Source organism: Lentzea sp. HUAS TT2, assembly GCF_051853195.1.
In the GTDB taxonomy this organism is placed as follows: Bacteria; Actinomycetota; Actinomycetes; order Mycobacteriales; family Pseudonocardiaceae; genus Lentzea.
The window spans coordinates 4,086,584-4,109,581 of sequence record NZ_CP196667.1; the positions used below are offsets into that span (position 1 = coordinate 4,086,584).

General features: G+C 69.2%; 19 protein-coding genes and 1 pseudogene. 16 read left to right on the forward strand and 4 right to left on the reverse strand.

Going from position 1 to position 22,998, the window contains the following annotated elements; translation table 11 throughout:
- Window positions 1–2 precede the first annotated feature (2 nt).
- Complete coding sequence (locus ACSHWB_RS20550; RefSeq protein ID WP_439663617.1) at window positions 3–521, reverse strand: DinB family protein; 519 nt, start codon at window positions 519–521, stop codon at window positions 3–5.
- A 155-nt stretch (window positions 522–676) separates the two neighbouring features.
- Here ACSHWB_RS20550 and ACSHWB_RS20555 point away from each other — a divergent pair, with 155 nt between their 5' ends.
- Window positions 677–1,393, forward strand: a complete 717-nt coding sequence (locus tag ACSHWB_RS20555) for a hypothetical protein (protein WP_439663618.1) — start codon at window positions 677–679, stop codon at window positions 1,391–1,393.
- Between the two features lie 10 nt (window positions 1,394–1,403).
- The gene (locus ACSHWB_RS20560) at window positions 1,404–1,973 is read left to right on the forward strand and encodes a DinB family protein (protein ID WP_439663619.1); all 570 of its coding nucleotides are present in this window, start codon (window positions 1,404–1,406) and stop codon (window positions 1,971–1,973) included.
- Here ACSHWB_RS20560 and ACSHWB_RS20565 read toward each other — a convergent pair.
- Window positions 1,904–3,043, reverse strand: coding sequence for an MFS transporter (locus tag ACSHWB_RS20565; protein WP_439663620.1), 1,140 nt, complete (start codon window positions 3,041–3,043; stop codon window positions 1,904–1,906). The two genes, ACSHWB_RS20560 and ACSHWB_RS20565, sit on opposite strands and share 70 nt — an antisense overlap.
- 199 nt (window positions 3,044–3,242) lie before the next feature.
- Between ACSHWB_RS20565 and ACSHWB_RS20570 the strand changes: the two genes are divergently transcribed.
- The 4 genes from ACSHWB_RS20570 (at window position 3,243) to ACSHWB_RS20585 (ending at window position 7,053) form a co-directional block, all read left to right on the forward strand.
- Window positions 3,243–3,731: a phosphatase PAP2 family protein gene (locus ACSHWB_RS20570; RefSeq protein ID WP_439663621.1), complete on the forward strand. Its 489-nt coding sequence runs from the start codon at window positions 3,243–3,245 to the stop codon at window positions 3,729–3,731.
- An 8-nt stretch (window positions 3,732–3,739) separates the two neighbouring features.
- Window positions 3,740–5,119 (forward strand): sensor histidine kinase, encoded by a 1,380-nt coding sequence (locus ACSHWB_RS20575; RefSeq protein ID WP_439663622.1) that lies wholly within the window; start codon window positions 3,740–3,742, stop codon window positions 5,117–5,119.
- Complete coding sequence (locus ACSHWB_RS20580; RefSeq protein ID WP_439663623.1) at window positions 5,116–5,766, forward strand: response regulator; 651 nt, start codon at window positions 5,116–5,118, stop codon at window positions 5,764–5,766. Before ACSHWB_RS20575 ends, ACSHWB_RS20580 begins: the two co-directional genes overlap by 4 nt.
- Window positions 5,767–5,871: 105 nt before the next feature.
- Window positions 5,872–7,053 carry an FAD-dependent monooxygenase gene (locus tag ACSHWB_RS20585; protein ID WP_439663624.1) on the forward strand — a complete coding sequence of 394 codons (1,182 nt, stop codon included), beginning with the start codon at window positions 5,872–5,874 and terminating at the stop codon, window positions 7,051–7,053.
- 6 nt (window positions 7,054–7,059) lie between these two features.
- Here the strand turns inward: ACSHWB_RS20585 and ACSHWB_RS20590 are convergent, their stop codons facing one another.
- Together ACSHWB_RS20590 and ACSHWB_RS20595 are read right to left on the reverse strand one after the other, a co-directional pair.
- On the reverse strand, window positions 7,060–8,640 hold the full coding sequence (locus ACSHWB_RS20590; RefSeq protein ID WP_439663625.1) for a solute symporter family protein: 1,581 nt from the start codon (window positions 8,638–8,640) through the stop codon (window positions 7,060–7,062).
- A gap of 3 nt (window positions 8,641–8,643) precedes the next feature.
- On the reverse strand, window positions 8,644–9,060 hold the full coding sequence (locus ACSHWB_RS20595; protein WP_439663626.1) for a DUF485 domain-containing protein: 417 nt from the start codon (window positions 9,058–9,060) through the stop codon (window positions 8,644–8,646).
- Between the two features lie 298 nt (window positions 9,061–9,358).
- Between ACSHWB_RS20595 and ACSHWB_RS20600 the strand changes: the two are divergent.
- The 10 genes and pseudogenes from ACSHWB_RS20600 to ACSHWB_RS20645 all read left to right on the forward strand — a co-directional run.
- Window positions 9,359–10,684 (forward strand): annotated as a pseudogene (locus ACSHWB_RS20600) (OFA family MFS transporter); the annotation flags it as partial.
- A 128-nt stretch (window positions 10,685–10,812) separates the two neighbouring features.
- Entirely contained in the window at window positions 10,813–10,938 is a 126-nt protein-coding gene (locus ACSHWB_RS20605) for an MFS transporter small subunit (protein WP_275676943.1), read from the forward strand.
- Window positions 10,938–13,019 carry a sensor histidine kinase gene (locus ACSHWB_RS20610; protein WP_439663627.1) on the forward strand — a complete coding sequence of 694 codons (2,082 nt, stop codon included), beginning with the start codon at window positions 10,938–10,940 and terminating at the stop codon, window positions 13,017–13,019. The genes ACSHWB_RS20605 and ACSHWB_RS20610 overlap by 1 nt, the downstream gene beginning before the upstream one ends.
- Window positions 13,016–13,414, forward strand: coding sequence for a roadblock/LC7 domain-containing protein (locus ACSHWB_RS20615; RefSeq protein WP_439663628.1), 399 nt, complete (start codon window positions 13,016–13,018; stop codon window positions 13,412–13,414). The genes ACSHWB_RS20610 and ACSHWB_RS20615 overlap by 4 nt, the downstream gene beginning before the upstream one ends.
- Window positions 13,411–13,941, forward strand: a complete 531-nt coding sequence (locus tag ACSHWB_RS20620) for a DUF742 domain-containing protein (protein WP_439663629.1) — start codon at window positions 13,411–13,413, stop codon at window positions 13,939–13,941. Before ACSHWB_RS20615 ends, ACSHWB_RS20620 begins: the two co-directional genes overlap by 4 nt.
- A gap of 54 nt (window positions 13,942–13,995) precedes the next feature.
- Window positions 13,996–14,583, forward strand: a complete 588-nt coding sequence (locus ACSHWB_RS20625) for a nitroreductase family protein (protein ID WP_439663630.1) — start codon at window positions 13,996–13,998, stop codon at window positions 14,581–14,583.
- The gene (locus tag ACSHWB_RS20630; protein ID WP_439663631.1) at window positions 14,574–17,504 is read left to right on the forward strand and encodes a BTAD domain-containing putative transcriptional regulator; all 2,931 of its coding nucleotides are present in this window, start codon (window positions 14,574–14,576) and stop codon (window positions 17,502–17,504) included. Before ACSHWB_RS20625 ends, ACSHWB_RS20630 begins: the two co-directional genes overlap by 10 nt.
- Before the next feature lie 208 nt (window positions 17,505–17,712).
- Window positions 17,713–19,743 (forward strand): tetratricopeptide repeat protein, encoded by a 2,031-nt coding sequence (locus tag ACSHWB_RS20635; protein ID WP_439663632.1) that lies wholly within the window; start codon window positions 17,713–17,715, stop codon window positions 19,741–19,743.
- Between the two features lie 360 nt (window positions 19,744–20,103).
- Window positions 20,104–20,652 (forward strand): Uma2 family endonuclease, encoded by a 549-nt coding sequence (locus ACSHWB_RS20640; RefSeq protein WP_439663633.1) that lies wholly within the window; start codon window positions 20,104–20,106, stop codon window positions 20,650–20,652.
- A gap of 145 nt (window positions 20,653–20,797) precedes the next feature.
- Window positions 20,798–22,930 carry a terpene synthase family protein gene (locus ACSHWB_RS20645; RefSeq protein ID WP_439663634.1) on the forward strand — a complete coding sequence of 711 codons (2,133 nt, stop codon included), beginning with the start codon at window positions 20,798–20,800 and terminating at the stop codon, window positions 22,928–22,930.
- Window positions 22,931–22,998 lie beyond the last annotated feature (68 nt).

Genomic DNA, 22,998 nt, shown 5'->3' on the forward strand with positions numbered 1-22,998 from the left:
GCTCAGCCCATGGTCTTCTGACCGTCGATCGTCTCGCGGATGATGTCCGCATGGCCCGCGTGCTGCGAGGTCTCGGCGACGATGTGCACGAACACGCGCCGCGCCGACCACGTCTTGCCCTCGGGGAACCACGGCGCGGATGGCAGCGGGTGCGAGAGGTCCATGTCGACCGTCTCGACCAGCTTGTCGGTGTAGGCCGCGACCTCGTTGTAGCGGGCGATGATGCTCTCCAGCGTCTCGCCGGGCGCCATCTTGAAGTTCGCCTCGTGGTTCTCGTAGTCCGTCGACTCGGGGTCGACCTCCATCGCGGAGGTGCCCTGCTCGATGAACTTGACCCAGCTCTCCTCGACCGACGCGACGTGCTTGATCAGGCCGCCGATGCTCAGCACGCTCGCCGTCGGGCTCGACGCCGCCTGCTCGTCGCTCAGACCCTGCGCCGTGAACGTCAGGAACCAGCGGTGCTGCTTGAGGGTCTCGAGGAGGTCCGCGCGCTCGCCGGTGAGGATCTCGGTGGTGGTCATCGCTTCTGTCCTTCGCTCGTTTGTCCCGACATGAAGGACTGTAGGACCACTTGAGGTCAGCTTGTGTCCTAGACGAGCGGCCGCTCTAGCGAAACTCGAGCGACATTCGAGCGATCCGGGCCTGACCAGGAGTCACCGTCCGTAACACTTGCGGCATGCGTCTGGCTCTGGCCCTGTTGCTCGTCCTGACCGCGTGCTCGGCGGAGCCCGCGGACCCGGCGGCGCTGTTCGACACCTGGAAGCAGGCGATGCAGCGGCAGGCGTCGGTGCGGTTCGACGTGAAGATGGACGTGGAGGGCAGGTTTCCGCGCAAGGAGGCCTACGCCGGGGTGCTGCACTCCAGCTGGATGGGTGGCACGACGCAGCAGGACGTGACGGCGCACGCCGAGAGCCGGTACGGCACGACCGACTACCGGTGGGTGAGCGTGAAGGAGGACGGCTTCCTCCAGCACAGCGACCTCACCCTGCCGCCCGGCAAGGAGTTCTCCAGCATGGGGCTCAACGACGCGCTGTGGGTGGGCACGCTGTCGGTGGAACTGTCGCTGGCGGAGCAGCGGTACCGGCCCAGCGGCGTGTTCACCGGGATCGACCGCGGCACGGTCCGGCTCACCGAGCACGACGGCGACCGGTACGTGTTCGCGGCGGGCGGGGTGCCGCACTCCGGCGGCTACACGAACGGCGACGTGCGGCTCGTGGTCGAGGTGGACGACCAGGACCGGGTGGTCCGCGCCGAACGGAGCACGCCGACCGTCGACGGTCAGAAGGAGAACTTCACCGCCGTGTACAGCCAGTGGGGCACCGCGCCGGACGTGCTGCGCCCGCCGCAGGAGACCGTGGCGAAACCGAAGGAAGTCGTCGCACAACGGCGTTAGGGTCGGCGGCATGATTGCTGAGGACCTCCAGCGCTATCTGCAGGACTCGCGCGACTCGATCCTGTCCTCTTTGGACGGACTGAGCGAGTACGACGTCCGGCGGCCGCTCGTGCCCAGCGGCACCAACCTGCTCGGCCTGGTGAAGCACCTGATCGGCATCGAGTTCGGCTACCTCGGAGCGAGTTCGGGCCGTCCGTCGCCGATCACGTTGCCGTGGGTCGAGGACAAGTCGATCTGGGAGAACGGCGACCTGTGGGCCAAGCCCACCGAGTCCCGCGAGTACCTCGTCGATCTCTACCGCGCGGCCTGGAAGCACTCCGACGAGTCGATCGCGCAACTGCCGCTGGACGCGCCCGCGGAGGTGGAGTGGTGGGCCGAGCACAAGCGGCGGACGACGTTCGGGCACCTGCTCGTCCGCGTCACGGCGGAGACCGCGCAGCACGCCGGGCACTGCGACATCGTGCGTGAGCTCATCGACGGGCGGTCCGGCGCGGACAACCCCGACGGCTACTACGACCTGGTCCTGAGCATGGCGAGCGCGCCGATCACCGGGCCCGGCACGAGCAGCAGGAACGCGTAACGCCAGGTCACGGCGTCGGCGAGCAGCGGAACGAGCTGGATGCTGACCACGGTCAGGCCGAAGCCGGCGGCGGTCAGCGCGGTGAGGGCCGTCCCGACGTAGCGCGGGTCGGCGACCTCGCTCAGCGACGCCGAGAACACCCCGGAGTCCGCGATCACCGAGGCTCCCCACACCGCGCAGAACGCGATCAACAGCGGCGTTCCCCACGCCAGCGGCGAGAGCAGGCAGCAGAGCCCGCTCACCGTGAGAGCGCCGACGGCGGCGGGCGCGCGACCGAACCGGTCCGCCGCCCAGCCGCCGATCAGACAGCCGGCGAACCCCGCCACGCCCATCGTCAGGAACACCGTGAGGCCAACGGGTTCGCCCGAGCTCAGCAGGAACGTCGGCAGCCACGTCCACAGCGCGTACAGCTCCCACATGTGCCCGAAGTAGCCGAGGTTCACGAGCCGCGGCTTGCGTTCGCGGAACATCTGCACGGCATAGCGAGGGTTGAGCTGCGCGGTCGTCCCGCTCACGAACGGCCCCGGCCGCACGAACAGAAGCGCCACCACCGCGCCGAGGAACGCGATCAGAGCCGCCGCGACGAGCACCTCGCGCCACGGCAGCCGCCCGAACACGTGGGGAAGCGCCGACCCCAGCGTCAGCGCCCCGATCAGCACTCCCAACGCACGGCCACGGGTGCGCGTCTCCGACCAGGACGCCATCAGCTTCATGCCCACCGGGTAGACGCCCGCGAGCGCCACCCCGGTCAGGAACCGCAACGGGATCGCGGCGCCCAGCCCGTCCACGAACAGCCCGAGCAGCAGCGTGAAGACCGCCCCGAAAGCCGCGGACCACGCGAGCAGCAGGTGCGGGCGGACGCGGTCGGCCAGGTTGAGCACCGTGGCCCCGACCGCGCCCACGACGAACCCGAGCTGCACGGACGCGGTCAGCCACACCGCCGCGCCCGCGCTGATGCCCCACTCGACCCGCAGGGAGGGAACAACAGCGGACATCGAGAACCACACGGCCAGGCCGAGGACCTGGACGAGTGCGATGGCCGCCCGCTGCATCAGCAGACCTCCCAGCACGGCCGCGAGCGCGGTTCGCCACGGGGATGCTGCGGTGAATCTTCCACGCCCCGGCCGCCGCCGCAGCGACAGCGGCGCCGATCATGATCCGATGTTCGTCCAGGAGGAATGCTCGGTGCCGGAACCTTGTCGAAAGTAAGGTCTGACCGGTTCCGAACGGCAGGGGCGCCCACGCCGCGGCCTTCGTAGGTTCGGCTGGGTGACTTGGCTGACTGTGGGCACCGACGCGGTGCTCGGCGTGTTCGCGTTGATGTTCTTGCTGTTGTGGTTCCAGCACAGGCTGCGGGCGTTCCTCGCCGGGGCAGGTGTGGTGGTGGCCTACGCGATCAGCGAGGTCGTCAAGCTCGTCGTGCAGGAGGAACGGCCGTGCCGCACGCGGCCGTCGATGGCGGAGTGCCCGGAGCCGGGTGACTGGTCCTTCCCCAGCAACCACTCGGTGATCGCCGGTGCGTCCGCGATGGCGATCTGGGCGCTGCACCGGACCTACGGCTGGATCGCGGCGGTCTGTGCGATCGCGGCGGCGTCGTCGCGGGTCATCGTGGGTGTCCACTATGTACACGACGTCATGGCCGGACTGGCGCTCGGAGCGTTGGTGTCGTGGGGGATCGCGGTGTTGCTGGAGAAGCGGCTGCCCAGGGCGGTGACCAACGCCGACGCGCCGACCGTGGTGATGCAGCGACTGCGATGATGGCCGTCGTGTGGGAGGTTCTGCTCTACCTGGTCCTGTTCGGCGCGGCTTTCTCCTTGGTGCGCAACCGGCCTGCGGTGGCTCTCGGGATCGCACTGGGGGCCTGGCTCGTCTGCTACCTCGTCAGCGTCGAGTTCGACGTCAGGGTGATCGCGCTCGCCCCCGCACTGGCGCTGGTCAGCTTTCTCGCCGGACGGGTCTCGCCGGACCCGCGGCCGACCGCGATCGCCCTCACCGTCGCCGAGATCGCCGGCGTCGTCGTCGCGCTGACCGAGCGCGGCGGTTCGGACACCGCGCTCGCCGTCACGTCCGGCGTCGGTGTGCTCGGCGTGATCCCCTGGGCGTTCGGGCGGTTCCGGCGGCGGTACGCGGAGCTGCGCGAGGTCGGCTGGGAGCACGCCTCGTTGCTGGAGCGGGCCGCCGACAACGCGCGCGACGCCGAACGGGCCCGGCTCGCGGGCGAGATGCACGACCTCGTCGGCCACGAGCTCGCCAGGGCCGCGTTGCTGACCGGGGCGCTGGAGCTGGAACCGACTCTCACCGCACAACAACGCGAGGCCGCCAAGACCGCGCGGGCCAGCGTCACGGCCGCGGCGGAACGGCTGGCCGACGTCATGCAGGTGCTGCGGGCCGACGAGGACGAACCCGTCGCGACGATCGAGGAGGTCGTGACCAGGAGCGGGATCGACGTCGAGCTGACCAACGGCCGCACCGCGCCGATCGACGGGATCATCGCGCGGACCGTGCACCGGGTGACCGCCGAGGCGCTGACGAACGTGATCAAGCACGCGCCCGGCGCGAAGGTCACCGTGAGCCTGTCGGCGAACCTCGAACTGCGGATCACGAACGGCCCTGCGCCGGGGACGCAGGCGGTCGGCAGCGGCAAGGGGCTGGTGGGCCTCGCCGAACGGGTCGCGCTCGTCGGCGGCTGGTTCGAGGCCGCGCCCTCCGACGACGGCGGGTTCGAGGTCAGGGCGAAGCTCCCGGAACGCCCGCGCGCCAGGACGACGCCCACGCACGTGCGCCGCGAACGCACGGAGGAGGAGCTGCGCAAGAGCGCCCGCCGGACCGTGCTGATCACGTCGGTCGTGTGCGCGGGAATCGCGATCGGCGTGCCGGGCTACATGGTGTTCGACGCGGTGACGTCCGTTCTCACACCGCAGCAGTTCGAACGGGCACAACTCGGGCAGGACGAGGACACCATGGACCTTCCGTTGCGCACCCGCGTCGACAACCCGCTCGGCGTCACCGCGCCGCCCGGCACCGAGTGCCGCTACTACAGCACGCACGCCAACCCGTTCGACGGCGACCGCCACGACCTGCACCAGCTGTGCTTCCGGGATGATCGGCTCGTGTCCAAGCAGTGGCTCGCCAGGAGGAGCGGTTGATCAGGGTCGTGCTCGCCGACGACGAACCGGTGGTCAGGTTCGGCGTGAAGGCCGTGCTCGCGACCGCGGGGGACATCGAGGTGGTCGCGGAGGCGGAGAACGGGAGCGTGGCGATCGACCTCGTCGCCCGGCACCGGCCCGACGTCGCCGTGCTCGACATCCGCATGCCCGTGTTCGACGGCCTCGACGCGGCCAAGGTGATCCGGGAGTGCCATCCGGGCACGAAGACGCTGGTGCTGACGACGTTCGCCGACGACGCCTACATCAGCAGGGCGCTGGGGGAGGGTGCGGCCGGGTTCGTGCTGAAGACCGGGGACCCGCAGGAGATCATCTCCGGTGTCCGAGCGGTGGCGGGCGGCGGCGCGTTCCTCTCCCCGCTGGTGGCCAAGCGAGTCGTGGACCAGCTCTCCCGCGCGCACCCGAGACCGTTTGCGACGCAACGGATCGAGGTGCTCACGGCACGCGAACGCGAGGTGCTCGGCCTGGTCGGTGCGGGTCTGTCCAACGCGGAGATCGCGGCACGCATCCACGTCGTCGAGGGCACCGTGAAGGTCTACGTCAGCACGATCTTCCGGCAGCTCGGTGTCCGCAACCGCGTGCAGGCGGCCATCATCGCCCACGAGTCGGGGATCATCCCCGCCGGATAAGTCCGATGTGCGGTGAATGTCTTGCGGCACAGCGAAACCGGCCCCGAGTGGCGCAGGTCACCGTACACTTCGGACCTTCGGTCGGACAGGCGAAGAGGGGCCGTGGTGAGCGGGACGAAGGTCTTGGTGGCAGGGGCGAGCATCGCGGGGCCCGCGCTGGCCCACTGGTTGCGGCGCAGGGGAGCCGAGGTGACCGTTGTGGAACGGGCTCCCGGGTTGCGCCCCGGAGGTCAGGCGGTGGACGCGCGCGGGGTGGCCAAGGAGGTCATCACGCGGATGGGACTGGACGCGGAGGTGCGCGCGGCCTGCACCGACACCGCCGGCGCACACACCGTGGACGCCGACGGGACCGTGCTGGAGACCTACCGCGCCGAGGACGACGGCGGTGACGGGTACATCGCGGACATCGAGATCCTGCGCGGAGACCTGTCCCAGGTGCTCTACGACGACACCCGCGACGGCGTCGAGTACGTCTTCGGCGACCGGATCGCCGAGCTCACCCAGGACGCCGACGGGGTCGACGTGACGTTCGCGAGCGGCGAGCGGCGGCGCTTCGACCTGGTGGTCGGGGCCGACGGGCTGCACTCGTCGTTGCGCGGGATGGTCTTCGGGCCGCGCGAGCGCTACCTGCGCCACCTCGGGCTCGTGCTGGCGTTCTTCAGCGTGCCCAACGAGTTCGGCGTCGACGGCTGGATGGTCGACTACCAGGAGCAGTCGTCCGGGCGTTCCGCCGTTCTGCGGCCGCTCAAGGACGCGAAGCAGGCGATGGCCTTCTTCTCGTTCCCCGCGGCGGACTTCGACGTGGACCACCGCGACGTCGAAGCGCAGAAGCGCCTGCTCCGCGAGCAGGTGGCCGATCTGGGCTGGCTCACCCCGCGCATCCTCGCCCACGTCGACGACAGCCCCGACTTCTACCTCGACCAGGTCGCCCAGGTCGTGATGGACCGCTGGTCGGACGGACGGGTCGGGCTGATCGGCGACGCCGCGTTCAGCTCGTCGCCGATGTCCGGTGGCGGCACCGGGCTGGCCCTGGTCGGCGCCTACCTGCTGGCGGGGGAGCTCGCCGCCGCCGACTGGGACCCCGTGGCCGGGTTCGCCGCCCACGAGCAGCGGATGCGGCCGTTCGTCGAGGCCAACCAGGAGATCGGCCGGCTGCACGTGGAGAGCCGCCGGCCCGGCGCCCAGCCGCCCCAGGAGTCCGAGATGGAGGCGCTCATGGCCGTGGTCGACCGCGCGATCAACGGCGTCGACCTGCCCGACTACGCGGGCCTGCCGGACTCCAGGTAGCGAGGATCAGGTGCGGGCGCCGATGCCCGAGATCGCCCGCACCTCCATCTCGGCCGCCCTGTCCGCCATCTCCGGCTCGCGCTTCGAGAAGATCGTGGCGAGGAAGCCGCACAGGAACGAGAACGGGATCGACACCAGACCGGGGTTGCCCAGCGGGAACCACGCGAAGTCGACGTCCGGGAAGATCGAGGTCCTCGCGCCGGACATCACCGGCGAGAAGATGATCAGGATCAGGCACGAGCCCAGGCCGCCGTAGATGCTCCACAGCGTGCCGGTGGTGTTGAAGCGCCGCCAGAAGATCGTGTAGAGGATCGTCGACAGGTTCGCCGACGCGGCCAGCGCCAGGGCGAGCGACACGAGGAACGCGACGTTCTGCCCGTTCGCCGCGATGCCACCGATGATCGACAGGATGCCGACGACGACGGCCGTCAGCCGCGCGACCCGGATCTCCCTGCGCGGCTCCGCGTTGCCGCGCTTGATCACGTTCGCGTAGACGTCGTGGGCGAACGAGGCGGAGGCGGCCAGGGTCAGGCCCGCGACGACCGCGAGGATCGTGGCGAACGCGACGGCCGACACGATGCCGAGCAGCACCGCGCCCCCGATCTCGAACGCGAGCAGTGGCGCGGCGGAGTTCTCGCCACCCGGTGCCGCGGCGATCGTGTCCGTGCCGACCAGTGCCATCGCGCCGAAGCCGATCACCAGCGTGCACAGGTAGAAGATGACCATCGTCCAGGTCGCCCAGACGACCGAACGACGGGCCTCCGAGGCGTTCGGCACGGTGTAGAAGCGCATCAGCACGTGCGGCAGGGAGGCGATGCCCAGCACCAGCGACAGGGCCAGCGAGACGAAGTCCAGTTTGGACATCGCGCTGAAGCCGTACTTCGCGCCGGGGTCCAGCACGGCCTCGCCGAGCTTGTTGTTCTCGGTGGCCTGCTGCATGATCGCCGACAGGCTGAAACCGAACTTGCCCAGCAGGAACACGCTCATCAGCGTCACGCAGAGCAGCAGCAGGACGGCCTTGATGATCTGCACCCAGGTCGTGCCCTTCATGCCGCCGAGCAGCACGTAGAGCACCATGACCATGCCGACCAGCGCGATCAGGATCGCCTGGCCCCACTTCGAGGTCACGTTGAGCAGCAACGCGATCAGGCCGCCTGCGCCCGCCATCTGCGCGATCATGTAGAAGAACGAGATCACCAGCGTCGCGTTCGCCGCGGCCGCGCGGACCGGGCGCTGCCTCATCCGGAACGCCAGCACGTCGCCGACGGTGAAGCGGCCGGTGTTGCGCAGGCCCTCCGCGATCAGCAGCAGGCCGACGAGCCACGCGACGACCCAGCCGACGGAGTAGAGGAACCCGTCGTAGCCGTGCGCCGCGATGCCGCCGGAGATGCCGAGGAACGACGCGGCGGACAGGAAGTCACCGGAGAGCGCCACACCGTTCTGGGCGCCGGTGAACGAGCTGCCGGCGGCGTAGTAGTCCGACGCCGTCACGTTCCGGCTGCTGAAGCGGTAGACGATGTAGAGGGTGATCAGGACGAACACCGCGAAGACGCTGAGGTTCAGCACCGGGTTGCCGGTGGTGGGCATGCCTTACTCCTCGACGCCTGTCATCTCTGCGAGCAATTTGCGCTGCGGGTCCAGCCGTCGCTTTGCGTAACGGGCATAACCGAGCGTGATGATGATCGAAGTCACAAACTGTCCAAGACCCAGCAGGATCCCGAGGTTGATCACCCCGATCACCTTGGTGCTGACGAAGTCTTTCGCATACGCGGACAGCAGTACGAAGGTGAGGTAGGACGCGAGGAAAAGCGCGGTCATCGGGAAGATGAACGTCGTGAGACGCCGGCGCAGGACGCGGAATTCGTCGGTCTGCCGAATCAGCTCGAACTTCGGGTTGCCGTCGGAATCGACGTACGACAAAGTCTCGGGGTCGTCGAACGACGCGAAACCCCGAATTTCCCGGTACTCGTGCTGCGCTTCGCCAGGCGACCTCATCGCCTTGGTCATGTACCCCTGCCCCTCGTGTGCGGCGCCCACTGTAGCGCTCTCACGTGTGCAGTCAACGTCGCGGATCGCGCGGAAACGGACGAAACCGGACCAATGCCGGGCGCGGATCGGACTGTAACCGGACTGAAAACTCAGGTACGCATTCGTCTCAAATGGTACGTCCCGTGGTTTGTCTCAAGTGGAGTGTCCGGGGTTGCGTCGTGTGCAACACCTGAAGCCTTGGTCAAGCCCGTTGTCGCACGTGTGTACCTGGCCTAGGATCGATCGGTCCGCGTTATTGGTGACGGTTGGGGATAAAGTGGGGTTCTTAGCGCGCGAACGCCAAGTCGCGCCTCCCGGATGGAACCGCTGGCTCGTTCCGCCCGCAGCACTGGCGATTCATCTCTCCATTGGTCAGGCCTACGCCTGGAGCGTCTTCAAGACGCCGCTGGAGAAATCTCTCGGCATCACCGGAACGCAGTCCGCACTGCCGTTCCAGCTCGGCATCGTGATGCTCGGGCTCTCCGCGGCCGTGCTCGGCACGACGGTCGAGCGCAGGGGCCCGCGCTGGGCCATGCTGATGTCGCTGATCGCCTTCTGCTCCGGTCTGCTGATCTCGGCGGTCGGCGTGTGGGCGGGTCAGTACTGGGTCGTCGTCGTGGGCTACGGCCTCATCGGCGGCATCGGTCTCGGCATCGGCTACATCTCGCCGGTCTCCACGCTGATCAAGTGGTTCCCCGACCGTCCCGGCATGGCGACCGGCATCGCGATCATGGGCTTCGGCGGCGGAGCGTTGATCGCGTCACCGTGGTCGACCTCCATGCTGACCGCGTTCGGTGCCACCTCGACGTCGGGCATCGGCAAGGCCTTCCTCGTGCACGGCATCGCCTACGCGGTCTTCATGAGCCTCGGCGTGCTGCTGATCCGCCTGCCCTCCAAGGAGTTCACGGCGGAGAAGGAGGCGCTGCTCAAGGACAAGCCGAAGGCCACGGTCGCGCACAACGTCTCCGCGAACAACGCGATCAAGACGCCGCAGTTCTGGCTGCTCTGGGTCGTGCTGTGCTTCAACGTCACCGCGGGCATCGGCATCCTGGAGAAGGCCGCGCCCATGCTGGTCGACTTCTTCAAGGAGTCGTCGACGCCGGTCGCGACGGCGGCGGCCACCGGTTTCGTGGCGTTGCTGTCGGCCGCGAACATGGCGGGCCGCATCGTCTGGTCGTCCACCTCGGACCTGGTGGGGCGCAAGAACATCTACCGCCTCTACCTGGGCGCGGGCGCACTGCTGTACCTGCTGCTGCTGACCATGGGCTCGTCCAGCGTGCCGCTGTTCGTGGTCGCGGCGATGGTGATCCTGTCGTTCTACGGCGCGGGCTTCGCGACCGTCCCGGCGTACCTGCGCGACCTGTTCGGCACCTACCAGGTCGGCGCGATCCACGGTCGCCTGCTGACCGCGTGGTCGGTCGCCGGCGTGCTCGGGCCGCTGATCGTCAACGCCATCGCGGACGCGGGCAAGAAGGCGGGCCACGTCGGTCCTGACTTGTACGCGACGTCGTTCTACATCATGATCTCGCTGCTGGTCGTCGGTTTCGTCGCGAACGAGTTGATCCGCCCGGTCAACCCGAAGTTCCACGAGCCCAAGGCCGCCGGCGAGATCGAGAAGCCCTCGCCCCAGGGCGATGACGAGGCCACGGTCGCCAAGTGGAACGAGGCCGAGGCCGCGGACGTCGCAGAGACGGCTGCTGACAAGGAAGACGCGGAAGGTGTGGTGAAGAAGTGAGCTCACCCCTGGAGAACCGTTCGAGCACACTGCTGCTCGTCGGTGCGTGGCTGTGGGTGGGCTTGCCGCTCGCGTACGGCCTGTACCGGCTCTTCCTGAACGCGGCCAAGCTCTTCGTCTGATGTTCAACGCGCTCGTCAACTGGCGCAACTGGCGCCTGCCGGTGAAGCTCGCCGCGGTGTTGATCGTTCCGGTCACCATCGCGGTGGGCTCCGGCCTGTTGCAGATCAACTCCCAGATCGACCGCGCCGAGTCCTACGCGGCGCTCCAGCGACTGGTGAAGGTCCGTGCCGCCCTGATCCCCGTGATCGAGGGGGTGCAGGCGGAGCGGCGGATCGTCGCCGAGGGCGTCGGCCCGGAGCTCCTCTCCGAGCAGAGCAAGCGCACCGACGACGCCCGCGCGGTGCTGCGCGACCAGATCGGCAGGACCTCTGTCAGCGAGGTCGTGACCGCCCGACTCAGCGACGTCCAGAACCGCATCGGCGACCTGACGGTGTTGCGCGACCGCAGCAGCAACGACATCCCCGCGGTGATCAAGATCTACACCGAGCTCACCGACGCGCTGCTCGACGTCGACGAGGTGATGGCCAGCGAGTTCGGCGACGCCGCCCTGCTGCGCACCGCGATGGGCCTGCACCACGTGGTGCACGTCCGCGACCAGGTGCTCTTCCAGCAGGCCGTCGTGCTGTCCGGGCTCACCCGCGGCCAGCTCACCAACGCCGAGGTCCGCGCGCTGGTCGAGTCGAACGTCAAGCTCGGCTACATCGCGGACGAGTTCGCGGCCCTCGCGACGCCCGACCAGATGAAGGTCTACGGCAAGAACTTCAGCGGCCCGGACACCGAGGCCCAGCGCACGATGCTGGCCGCCGCCGTGCTGCACCCGACCTCGGACGTGCCTCCCGCCGGGCCCAACCGGCCCAAGCCGTTGCCGATCGCGAAGCAGGACTGGACCAACGCCACCGGTGCCGTCGTCTCGGCGATGGACAGCGTGGTCACGGGTCTGCAGGACGACCTGCGGAACACCGCGAACCGCCTGCGCGACGAGTCCAGCGACGCTGCCGGAACGGCGTCCGCGATCCTGTTCGCCAGCCTGATCCTGGCCGCCACCGTCGGGTTCGTCGTCGGCCGCTACCTGCTGCGTTCGCTGAACGCGCTGCGCCGCTCCGCGCTCGACGTGGCCTGGGAGAAGCTGCCCGAGATGGTCGCGACCGGCCGCGGCAGCACCGAGATCGAACGCGTGCCGGTGAGCACGACCGAGGAGTTCGGCCAGGTGGCGCGCGCCTTCGACGAGGTGCACCAGCAGGCCGTGAAGTCGGTCATCGAACAGGCCGGCATGCGCGCGAACATGCGCAACATCTTCGTCAACCTCTCGCGCCGCAGCCAGAGCCTCGTCGAACGCCAGCTCAAGCTGATGGAGGAGCTGGAGAAGTACGAGGAGGACCCGGACCAGCTCGCGAACCTCTTCAAGCTCGACCACCTCGCCACCCGGATGCGCCGCAACAACGAGAACCTGATGGTGCTCTCCGGCGGCGACGTGGCACGGCGGTTCCACAAGCCGATCCCGCTCACCGACGTGCTGCGCGCGGCGGCCGCGGAGATCGAGCAGTACCAGCGGGTCATGGTGCACACCGCGCCGAACGCCGAGGTCGTCGGCTACGTGGCCAGCGACCTGGTCCGCCTGCTCGCCGAGCTCCTGGACAACGCGACGGCGTTCTCCCCGCCGCACACCCAGGTGTCGATCAGCGCGTCGATCGAGGCCGGCGACATCGTGCAGATCGACGTGGTCGACCACGGCATCGGCATCGACCCCGAGGCGCTCGCGGCCGCGAACCACCGCCTCGAGGTCGCGGGGGAGGGCGTGGAGGTGCAGGTCTTCCGCGAAATGGGACTCTTCGTCGTGGGCAGGCTCGCCGCACGCCACCAGATCGTGGTACGTCTGGACGCCAAACAAGGCACGGGGACTCGCGCGATCGTGTTGGTTCCGGCAGAACTGGCACCACGACGCGAAGAGTCCTGGGAGTCTTTCCGAGGGGAGACGATCGAACGACAGCAGGCATCGTGGTTCCAGCAGACGAAGCCGGCCGCCGCACCGCCGCCTCCCCCCGCAACCGCACGTCAGACGCCGGAATCGGCCCGGGGCTTCCTCGACGCCTTCCAGCGTGGTGTGCAGCGCGGCCTTCCCGACCACCAGGAGAGTCGATGAGCACGCAGGTGGACCAGTTCGGCTGGCTGGTCACCAACTTCGCCGAACGCACGCCCGGCATCGAGCACGCCGTGGTGATCTCCGCGGACGGGCTGGTGTTGATCTCGTCGTCGAAGCTGCCGGCGCACGTCGCGCCGCAGTTCGCGGCGATCGTGGCCGGTGTGGTCTCTCTCGCGGACTCGGTGTCGAAGTACTTCGCGGGCGAGTCCGTGGTCCGCACGGTCGTGCAGATGGACAGGGGCGTGATGCTGCTGTCCTCGATCAGCGACGGCTCCGTCCTCGCCGTGCTGGCGTCGTCCGCCGCGGACGTCGCCCAGATCGCGTACGAGATGACCGTGGTCGTGCGGCAGGTGGGCCAGCTGCTCACGCCGGAGCTGCGGGCAGAGCTGGCATGAGCAGAGAGCCTGACGATCAGGTCAACTTCGGTGACCTGATCAGCGGTTTCAGCTTCGACAGCGAACGGATCCGCAAGCGGGGGAAGAAGAAGCCCGAGCGTTCCCCCGAACCCATCCGGGAGCCGGACCCGTACGCCACGCTGCCGTTCGAACCGGTCCCGCCGCTGCCGTCGGTCGAGTCGGGCATCGACGCGTCGTCGTCGATCGTGCGCGCCTACGCGTGGACCGGTGGGCGCACGACGTCCGACGTGCACCTGGAGATCGAGACCCTGGTGTCGGTCAACGAGTTCTCGGCCACCGCGGTGCGCCCGGAGCACCAGGACGTGCTGGCCCTGTGCGCGCAGCCCCGCTCGGTGGCGGAGATCGCCGCCCTGCGCGGGTTGCCGCTGGGCGTCACGAAGGTCCTGCTCGGCGACATGGCAGGGCACGGGCTGATCGACGTGCACCGCACGGCGTCGTCGTACGGCGGCGACCGGCCGGACGGGATGCTGCTGGAGCGCGTGCTGGCGGGGCTGCGCCGCCTCTGAGTGGGTCCTCCCCGACGCTGATACGGTCGGGAGACCTATCTGGGGAGGTACGGGGTGGAGTTCCAGGACGTCGTCCGGCGCAGGCGGATGGTGCGCAAGTTCACCGGGGAACCGGTCAGCGACGAGAGCCTGCAGCGGATCATGCGCAACGCCGTGCGCGGCCCGTCCGCCGGGTTCTCGCAGGGTCAGGGCTTCCTCGTGCTGCAGGGCGAGCAGCTGAAGCGGCTCAGCGAGATGTTCGAGTGGTGGAGCGGGGAAGAGACTAAGACGGCGCCGGTCGTCGTCATCCCGTTCGCGTCCAAGCAGGTCTACCTCGACCGGTACGCGCAGCCCGACAAGATCGAGATCGGCCTCACCGAGGAACGCTGGCCCGTGCCCTACTGGGACATCGACACCGGCATGGCCGCGCTGCTGATCCTGCAGACCGCTGTGGACGAGGGCCTGGGCGCGGTGTTCTTCGGCACGGACAAGGAGACGTGGCCGGAGCTGCGTGCGGCGTTCGGCGTGCCGGACACGTACGTGCCGATCGGCATCATCGCGATCGGGCACTCGGCGGAGGAGGGCATCTCCGAGGGCGCCTCGCCTCTCAGGCGCAAGCGCAAGGCGTTCGACGAGGTCGTGCACTGGGGTCAGTGGAAGTGAGGTCGTTCGGCCTGCTCGGGCCGCTGGACGTGGTGCTCGACGGGCGCCGCGTCCACATCCCGCCCGGCAAGCGGCGCGTGGTGCTCGCCGCCCTGTTGCTGCGTCCTGGCCAGGTGGTCGGTGTCGACGAGCTGGTCGAGCTGGTCGGCGGCTCGCGCAACGCGCTGCAGACCACGGTCGGGCGCCTGCGCGAGGTGCTCCCGTCGCTGGTGGAGACCAAACCGGGCGGCTACCTGCTGGACGTGCGGCCCGACGAGGTCGACGTCCACCGGTTCGACCGGCTGGAGCCGCGGGAGGCGCTGGCGCTCTGGCGCGGCCGCCCGTTCGCGGACATCGGCAGCGACGCTCTCGAGCGCGACCACGTGCCCGCGCTGACCGAGAAGTACCTCGCGACGCTGGAGGCGCGGATCGAGGAGGATCTGCGTGCCGGCGAGCACGAACGGCTGGTGCCCGAGCTGCGTTCGCTCACCCGGCAGCACCCGACCAGGGAACGGATGTGGGCGCAGCTGGTCGTGGCGCTGCACCGCTGCGACCGGCAGACCGAGGCGTTGCAGGCCTACGACGAGGTCCGCGGCAGACTCGCCGAGGAGCTGGGCCTCGATCCCGGCAGGGACCTGCAGAAGGCCCACCAGCAGGTGCTCACGGCCGACAACCGGCCGCGCGCCCGCAACGACCTGCCCGGCGACATCGCCGACTTCGCGGGCCGCGCCTCCGACCTGGACGAGATCCTGGCCGCCGTGCCGTCCGGCTGCGTCGCGATCACCGCGATCGACGGCATGGCGGGCATCGGCAAGACCACGATCGCGGTCCGCGCCGCACACCGGCTGGCCGCCCGCTTCCCGGACGCGCAGCTCTTCGTCGACCTGCACTCCTACACCGCGGGCGTCGAACCGCGCACCCCGTCCGACGCGCTGCTGGCGTTGCTGACCGCACTCGGCGTGCCCGCACAGGACGTCCCGGACGGCCTGGACGCCCGCGCGGCCCGGTGGCGGGCGGAAATGGCGCACCGCAAGGCACTCGTGGTGCTCGACAACGCGGGCAGCGCCGCCCAGGTCCGGCCGTTGTTGCCCGGCACCGGCCTGGTGCTGGTCACCAGCAGGCGCCGGCTGGTCGACCTGGACGCGGCCCACACGATCTCGCTGGACGTGCTGTCCGAGCAGGACTCGCTGAACCTGCTCGCGAGCATCGCGGGACAACGGAGACTGGACCAGGACCCGGACTCCGCCCGCGAGATCGTCCGGCTCTGCGGCTACCTGCCACTGGCCGTGCGCGTCGTCGGCGCCCGCTGGCGCACCAGACCGGCGTGGTCCGCCCGCGACCTGACGCGCCGCCTCACCGAGCAGAGACTGAGCGAGCTGACCGCGGGCGAACGCAGCGTCGCGGACGCGTTCTCGTTGTCCTACCAGCAACTCACGCCCGATCAGCAACGCCTGTTCCGCCGCCTGGGCCTGCACACGGGCGAGGACTGGGACGCCTACCTGGCCGCGGCGGTGATCGGCTCGACGCGTGCGGAGGCCGAACGGCTGCTCGACGAGCTGCTCGACGTGCATCTGGTGCAGCAGCGGGAAGACGGCCGCTACCGGTTCCACGACCTGCTGGCAGAACACGCGAAGGCCTGCGTCGAGCCAGAGGAGGCAGAGGAGGCGGTGCTGCGCATCCTCGACTACTACCTGAACGTCGCCTCCACCGCGGAGATCACGATGGCTCCGGGGAGCCCGCAGATCACCACCGCGGTGCGGTACCTGCCGTTCGACCCGCCGCAGCTCGGGACACCTCGGCAGGCCGTCGCCTGGCTCGACACCGAACGCCGCAACCTCAGGGCCGCCGTGTACCTGGCGGCCTATCGCGGCCACTACGCGCACGCCTGGCAGCTACCGCACCACCTGGCGCACTACCTGTTGCGCGGTTACGGACGTGAACGGATCGAGCTGCAGAGCGTCGCACTGGCCGCGACGCACCAGCTCGGTGATCTGAAGGCCCGCGCGGAAGCGTTGAAGGGGCTCGGATCGGCGTACATGAGCCGCAACGACGAGACGCCGTTCAAGCACCTGTACGAGGCGCTCGACCTGATGCGCCAGATCGGTGACGTGCGCGGGCAGGCGTCGGTCCTCGGCATGCTGGGGATCATCGCGCGCGAGCGCAACGACCTCGACAAGGCGGAGCAGTACTTCAACGAGGGCCTGGCGCTCATGCGGAAGGCCGGCGCTCCGACCGGTGAAGCGAGAGCGCTGCACAACGTCGGCGTCATGTACGCGCTGCGCGGCGACAACGAGCAGGCGCTGGCCCACGTCGAGGCGGCGCTGTCGTTGATGGAGGCCCACGGTGACGTGAACCGCGCCGCGATGGCGTTGCAGGACATCAGCTTCGTGCACTACCACCTGGCCAACGACGACGACTGCCTCGCGTACCTGGAACGTTCCCTGGTCGCCTACCAGGAGGTGGGGGACTGGCGGGGTGAGGCGACCCTGCGGACCGACTTCGCGCACACCGCGCTCGAGTTCGGCATGCCGGGCAAGGCCCTCGAGATGGCGACGGCGGCGACGGAGCTGTACCGGACCGGCATGGGGGTGACCGACGACGACGAGGTCCTGCGGATCATGACCGAGATGGGCGACCACTACGCGGAACTGGGCCACTCCTTCGTGCTGGCGATCCGCGCCGAGATCGAAGGACGGCTGACCGACGCCGTGCGGTACGGCGAGTGGTGCCTGGAGGCGGTCGCGCGATCCCAGCGGAGGTGGGCGGGAGACCGCGTGCTCGGCCAGCTGTGCCGGCTGCACCTGGCGCTCGGCGACCGCGAGACCGCCGTCCGGTACGGAGAGCGGGCCGTCCAGGCCGCCGAGCGCCTGCGCCAGCCCAGGGCCGTCGCGGTCGCGCAGCGGATCCTCGCTAGAGCGTCAGCCCCAGCACCACCAGCGTGACGACGGCCGCCGCCAGCACGGCGAACGCCACCCACTGCTGCATCCTGTCCCTGGTCCTGCGCATCCCCGGCTCCCCTCGGTGGTGGTGCCACCGAGGATGGACAGGGCCGTCCCCACGTCGTCCCCACCGCGGTCACACGGCCCGTGAACCTGCGGGAATTCTGTGTGAGACTGAAATCTCCTGACGGTCTCCGGCGGAGGGAGCAGTGTGCAGATCGCGCGGTTCCCGCGCCCGCACCAGCTGCCGGCCGCGGTCTCCGACTTCGTGGGACGGGAAGAGCTCGTCCAGTCCGTGGTGGACCGGATCATCCCGTTTCCGCAGGTGGTCCTGCTGACCGGACCGGTCGGCACCGGCAAGACGACGCTCGCCGTGCACACCGCACACCGGGTCGCGAACGGCCACTTCCCCGACGGGCAGCTGTTCGTGCGGCTGCGCGGCACCACCCCGTACGAGGTGCTCGGCCGGTTCCTCGGCGCGTTCGGCCTGCCCGCCCCAGGCGATTTCGCGGCCAGGTTGAGCGCCTATCGAGACGCTGTGGTGCGCCAGTCGCTGCTGCTGGTGCTCGACGACGCGACGTGCGCCGAGCAGGTGAAGCCGTTGCTGCCGCACGCACCTGGCTGTGCGGTGCTGGTGACCTCCCGGCACACATTGAAGCTGCCGCACGTCGTCGAGGTCGGTCCGCTGGAGCCCGCGCAGGCGATGACGTTGCTGGGCAACCAGATCGGCCGTGCCCGGCTCGCCGCCGAGAGCGCGCAGGCGGAGGCGGTGGTGGCCGCCTCGGACTGCCTGCCGCTCGCGGTGCGGATCGCCGGTGCCACGCTCGCGGCCCGTCCGCACTGGCCGGTCGCGCTGCTGGCCGAACGCCTGCGCGACCCGGGCGGGCGGCTGGACGTGTTGGCGCACGGCGGTTTGTCCGTCCGGACGAGGCTGGAGGAGACCGCGGGAGACCTGAGCCCGCACGCCCGCCGGCTGCTGGGGATGCTCGCGGACGCGGGTGCGCACCGGTTGCCGCCCTGGGCCCCGGTGGCGGCTTTCGGTGACGTGCGCGGACAGTCCGCTGTGGACGAACTGGTGTCGGCGCACCTCGTCTCGGTCAGCGAGGCCGGGTACGCGGTGCCCGGTCTGGTGCGGGAGTTCGCGGGCAGGTCCGGTGCCGGCGAGGCGCTGCGGCGCGTGCTCGGCGGCTGGCTCTATCTGCTGGACCAGGCGCGCACCGCGTTGTACGGCGGGGATTTCGCTGTCGTGCGCGGCCGTTCCGCCCGCGAGGTCGTGCGGCCCGCTCGCCTGCTCCGCACGGATCCGCTGGCGTGGCTCGACTCCGAGCGCCAGAGCCTGTGTGACGCCGTCGGCCTGGCCGCGGAGGCCGGTTCGGACGAACAGGCCTGGGAACTGGCGCACCGGCTGGTGACGCTGTTCGAGTCGCGCGCGGACTACGAGGGCTGGCAGCGCACGCACGACGTGGCGCTGGCGGCGTGCGAGCAGGCGGGCAACCGGCGCGGTGCGGCCGCGCTGCACTGCTCGCTCGCGTCGTTGCACATCAGCCAGTGCCGCTACGACCTCGCGCACGAGATGACGTTGCACGCCTTGGAGATCTTCGAGGACCTCGGCGACCTCGCCGGCCTCGGCCTCGTCTACCGCAACCTCGGCATCGTCGCCCGCTCGTCCGGCGACCTCGTCGCCGCCCGCCAGTGGTACCAGCGCGCGCTCGCCGTGTACGAGCAGTTCGCCGATCCGGTCGGCAGGGCGTCCGTTCTGCAGAACCTGGCCCAGATCGACCTGTACGACGGCGACCCCTCCGGTGCGCTGCGGCACCTCAACGCCGCGGCCGCGTGCGACGGCCCCGCACGGGTCCTGGCGCAGATCAACTACCGCCTGGGCAAGCTGCTGGCCGCGCAGGGACGGCACGACGAGGCGGTGGACACGCTGACCGCGGCGCTGGACCTGGCGCGCACCGCACGAGACCGTCGCGGGGAGAGCTTCGTGCTGTACGCGTTGGGGCACAACGAGTTCGAACGCGGTGAGCACGAGAGGGCGCGCACGTTGCTGGGCCAGGCGGTGGCGATCTGCGAGGAGACGTTCGACGTCGTGGGCGCGGCCAGGGCCCGGCTCGAACTGTCCCGCGTGCATCACGCGTGCGGCGACGTTCGACTCGCTTCCGAGCTGGAGGCGGCGGCCCGTGCGGTTTACTCGGAATTCGGCCTGAAACCAGTGCAGGGCGATATGATCTTTCAGCCATGAGGTTGGTGTGAGGTATTGCTCCAACCGAGTGCTTGGCTCGCCCGTAAGATTCCGTTAGGGTCGCATTCGCGAGTAATTGGCGAGGCGGCGGGCGTTATCAAAAATCGCCCGAAAATTGATCAAAATTTAGTCACTTGTTCGTTTGCAACCATGATGCTGCTCCGTCCGGGTGGTGCCTTCCACGGCAGGACCAGTCGCTGCTCACCCTGCGGGACGGTGTTGACGCAGGTGTGTGCGTGCAGTGGTGCGGGGTCGGCCAAAAGGGGCTTGCGAGTCGTGAGAATCGGACCAGTCTTGTCTAATGGCATCGCCGGGATCCGTCCGGCGGACAGTGGCCTCGACACGGGGGTGGAACGCACCATGGGTGGTGTCCCTACGTTTCCCCACGGCAGACCGCTGACGTGGGCGGACCTGGAGGCGATGCCTGATGACGGGCACCGTTTCGAACTCGTCGACGGGGTGCTCGTCATGAGCCCCTCACCCCGCCCCGTGCACCAGCGGGTGGTCGCCCGACTGCTGGTGGCGCTGACCGCTGTCTGCCCACCGGAGCTGGAGGTCCTTCCCGCTCCGGTCGACGTCGTGCTCGCCGACGACACGGTCTTCATCCCCGACCTGGTGGTGGGCCGCCGCGAGCAGTTCTCGAAGCAGGCGCTCATCGGACCGCCCGTGCTGGCGGTCGAGGTCCTGTCGCCGCGCACGCGACACGTGGACCTCGAACTGAAGCGGGCGAAGTTCCAGGAAGTCGGCTGCGAGAACTACTGGATGATCGACTACGACAGTCCGTGGCTGCGGTGCCTGCACCTGGAGAACGGCGTCTACGTCGAACAGGCGTGGTCCGACGGCGAAGAGATCATCGAGCTGCAGTTCCCGTTCGCGGTGAAGCTCAGCGCCCAGTCACTGGTGCGCTGAGTGCTCGTCGCTTCACACCCGCTGGGCTGAACGGGCGACACCGTTCTACGAACGTGTAGATCAACGTTTCACCATCTGGCGTCCCCGCGCGCTGGGCTGGTTGCGTGCATCGCGACAAGGTCCAACGCGCGGAGGTCCAACGCACATGCAGCCGTTCCAGCTGCCGGAGTTCTACACGCCCCATCCGGCCAGGCTGAACCCGAACCTCGAACGCGCCCGCGTCCACACGCGTGCCTGGGCGCACGAGATGGACATGATCGACGTGCCGCAGCACGGCACCGTGATCTGGACCGACGAGGATCTCGAGTCGCACGACTACGCGTTGCTCTGCGCCTACACCCACCCCGACTGCGACGGTGACGCGCTCGACCTCGTCACCGACTGGTACGTCTGGGTCTTCTACTTCGACGACCACTTCGTCGAGCTCTACAAGCGCAACCCGGACATCAAGGGCGCGCAGGCGTACCTCGACCGGCTGCCGTTGTTCATGCCGGTCAACGGCGTGATCACCGAGGAACCGGCGAACCCGGTGGAGAAGGGTCTCGCCGACCTCTGGCGCCGCACGGTCGGCACGCACTCGCTCGACTGGCGCGAACGGTTCGCCGCCAACACCGAGCACCTGCTGGACGAGTCGATGTGGGAGCTGCACAACATCAGCTCCAACCGGCTGAGCAACCCCATCGAGTACATCGAGATGCGCCGCAAGGTCGGTGGCGCGCCGTGGAGCGCGAACCTGGTCGAGCACGCCGTCGGCCTCGAGGTGCCGGCGTCCATCGCCCTGTCCAGGCCGATCGGGGTCCTGCGCGACACGTTCAGCGACGCCGTGCACCTGCGCAACGACCTGTTCTCCTACGAACGCGAGGTGCTGGACGAGGGCGAGCTCTCCAACGGCGTGCTGGTGTTCGAGAAGTTCCTCGGCCTCCCGACGCAGGACGCCGCCGAGGCCGTCAACGACCTGCTGACCTCACGGCTGCACCAGTTCGAGCACACAGCGCTCACCGAGGTGCCGATCCTGCTCGACGAGCACGCCATCGACCCCATCGGGCGCGCGGCCGTCCTGGGCTACGTGAAGGGCCTGCAGGACTGGCAGGCGGGCGGCCACGAGTGGCACCTGCGGTCGTCGCGGTACATGAACAAGGGCGCCAAGTCCGGCACGAACGTCCTCGGCTCGTACGCCAGGACGATGCCGCAGCGGATCAAGCAGTTCTCCAGCACGCCGAAGGTCGTCGAGCCGTACACGCTGCCGGCGTTCACCACGCCGTTCACGCTGACCCTGTCGCCGCACCTGGACCAGGCCAGGGACCAGGTCGTCGCGTGGGCCGTCGAGAACGGCATGACCGGCGAGGGCATCTGGGACGAGCGGAAGATCCGCGGTTTCGACTTCCCGCTGTGCTCGGCGGGCATCGACCCGGACGCGACGCCGCAGGAGCTGTTCCTGTCCGGCTGCTGGCTCACCTGGGGCACCTACGCCGACGACGCCTACCCGCTCTGGTTCGGCCAGACCCGCAACCTCCTCGGGCTCAAGACGCAGACCGCCCGCCTCAAGGCCAGCATGCCGCTGGACCTGGTGCGGACCGTCGTGCCGGCCAACGCCATGGAGGTCTCGCTGGCCGACCTCTGGCAGCGGACCGCGGGACCGATGAACCCGGCTTTCCGCGCCACGTTCCGGGAGACCATCGACGCGATGCTCGACGCGTGGGTGTGGGAAGTGATCAACATGCACTTCAACCGCATTCCCGACCCCGTCGACTACGTGGAGATGCGGCGCAGCACGTTCGGTTCCGAGCTGACGACGTCGCTGTCGCGTTTCTCGCATTCCGCGACCGTTCCCGCGGAGCTGTGGGGAACGCGGGTCGTGCAGACCATGGAACGGTCTGCCATGGATTACTGCACGATGCTGAACGACGTCTTCTCGTACCTCAAGGAGATTCAGCACGAGGGCGAAGTGCACAACATGGTCCGCGTGGTCGAGAACTTCCTCGGGGTCTCCCAGGAACGTGCTTTCGAGATCACCTACGCGTTGATGGACGCGCGCCTCGGCCAGTTCGTGAAGTCCGTCGAGACCGACATGCCGAAGATGTTCGACGACCTCTCGCTGGACGCCGGCGCGCGGGACGGGCTGACCCGGTACGCCGACGAGCTGAAGGACTGGATCGTCGGGATCATCCACTGGCACGAGGAGACCAGCCGCTACGACGAGGCGGGGGAGATCCCGGTGGTGTTCCACCAGGGACCGTCCGGCATCGGCACGTCGGCCGCCCGGCTCGTCTCCCGCTAGCCGCTGTCAGGCGCTGACCGCCGATGGTCAGCAGACGGTCAGCGCCTCCCGGCACCTTGTGGGCAACA

Excerpts from the sequence above, each read along its gene's own strand:
- ACSHWB_RS20550 (WP_439663617.1), bottom strand. The coding sequence starts at position 521 with ATGACCACCACCGAGATCCTCACCGGCGAGCGCGCGGACCTCCTCGAG.
- ACSHWB_RS20555 (WP_439663618.1), top strand. The coding sequence starts at position 677 with ATGCGTCTGGCTCTGGCCCTGTTGCTCGTCCTGACCGCGTGCTCGGCG.
- ACSHWB_RS20560 (WP_439663619.1), top strand. The coding sequence starts at position 1,404 with ATGATTGCTGAGGACCTCCAGCGCTATCTGCAGGACTCGCGCGACTCG.
- ACSHWB_RS20590 (WP_439663625.1), bottom strand. The coding sequence starts at position 8,640 with ATGCCCACCACCGGCAACCCGGTGCTGAACCTCAGCGTCTTCGCGGTG.
- ACSHWB_RS20595 (WP_439663626.1), bottom strand. The coding sequence starts at position 9,060 with ATGACCAAGGCGATGAGGTCGCCTGGCGAAGCGCAGCACGAGTACCGG.
- ACSHWB_RS20610 (WP_439663627.1), top strand. The coding sequence starts at position 10,938 with ATGTTCAACGCGCTCGTCAACTGGCGCAACTGGCGCCTGCCGGTGAAG.
- ACSHWB_RS20615 (WP_439663628.1), top strand. The coding sequence starts at position 13,016 with ATGAGCACGCAGGTGGACCAGTTCGGCTGGCTGGTCACCAACTTCGCC.
- ACSHWB_RS20620 (WP_439663629.1), top strand. The coding sequence starts at position 13,411 with ATGAGCAGAGAGCCTGACGATCAGGTCAACTTCGGTGACCTGATCAGC.
- ACSHWB_RS20640 (WP_439663633.1), top strand. The coding sequence starts at position 20,104 with ATGGGTGGTGTCCCTACGTTTCCCCACGGCAGACCGCTGACGTGGGCG.
- ACSHWB_RS20645 (WP_439663634.1), top strand. The coding sequence starts at position 20,798 with ATGCAGCCGTTCCAGCTGCCGGAGTTCTACACGCCCCATCCGGCCAGG.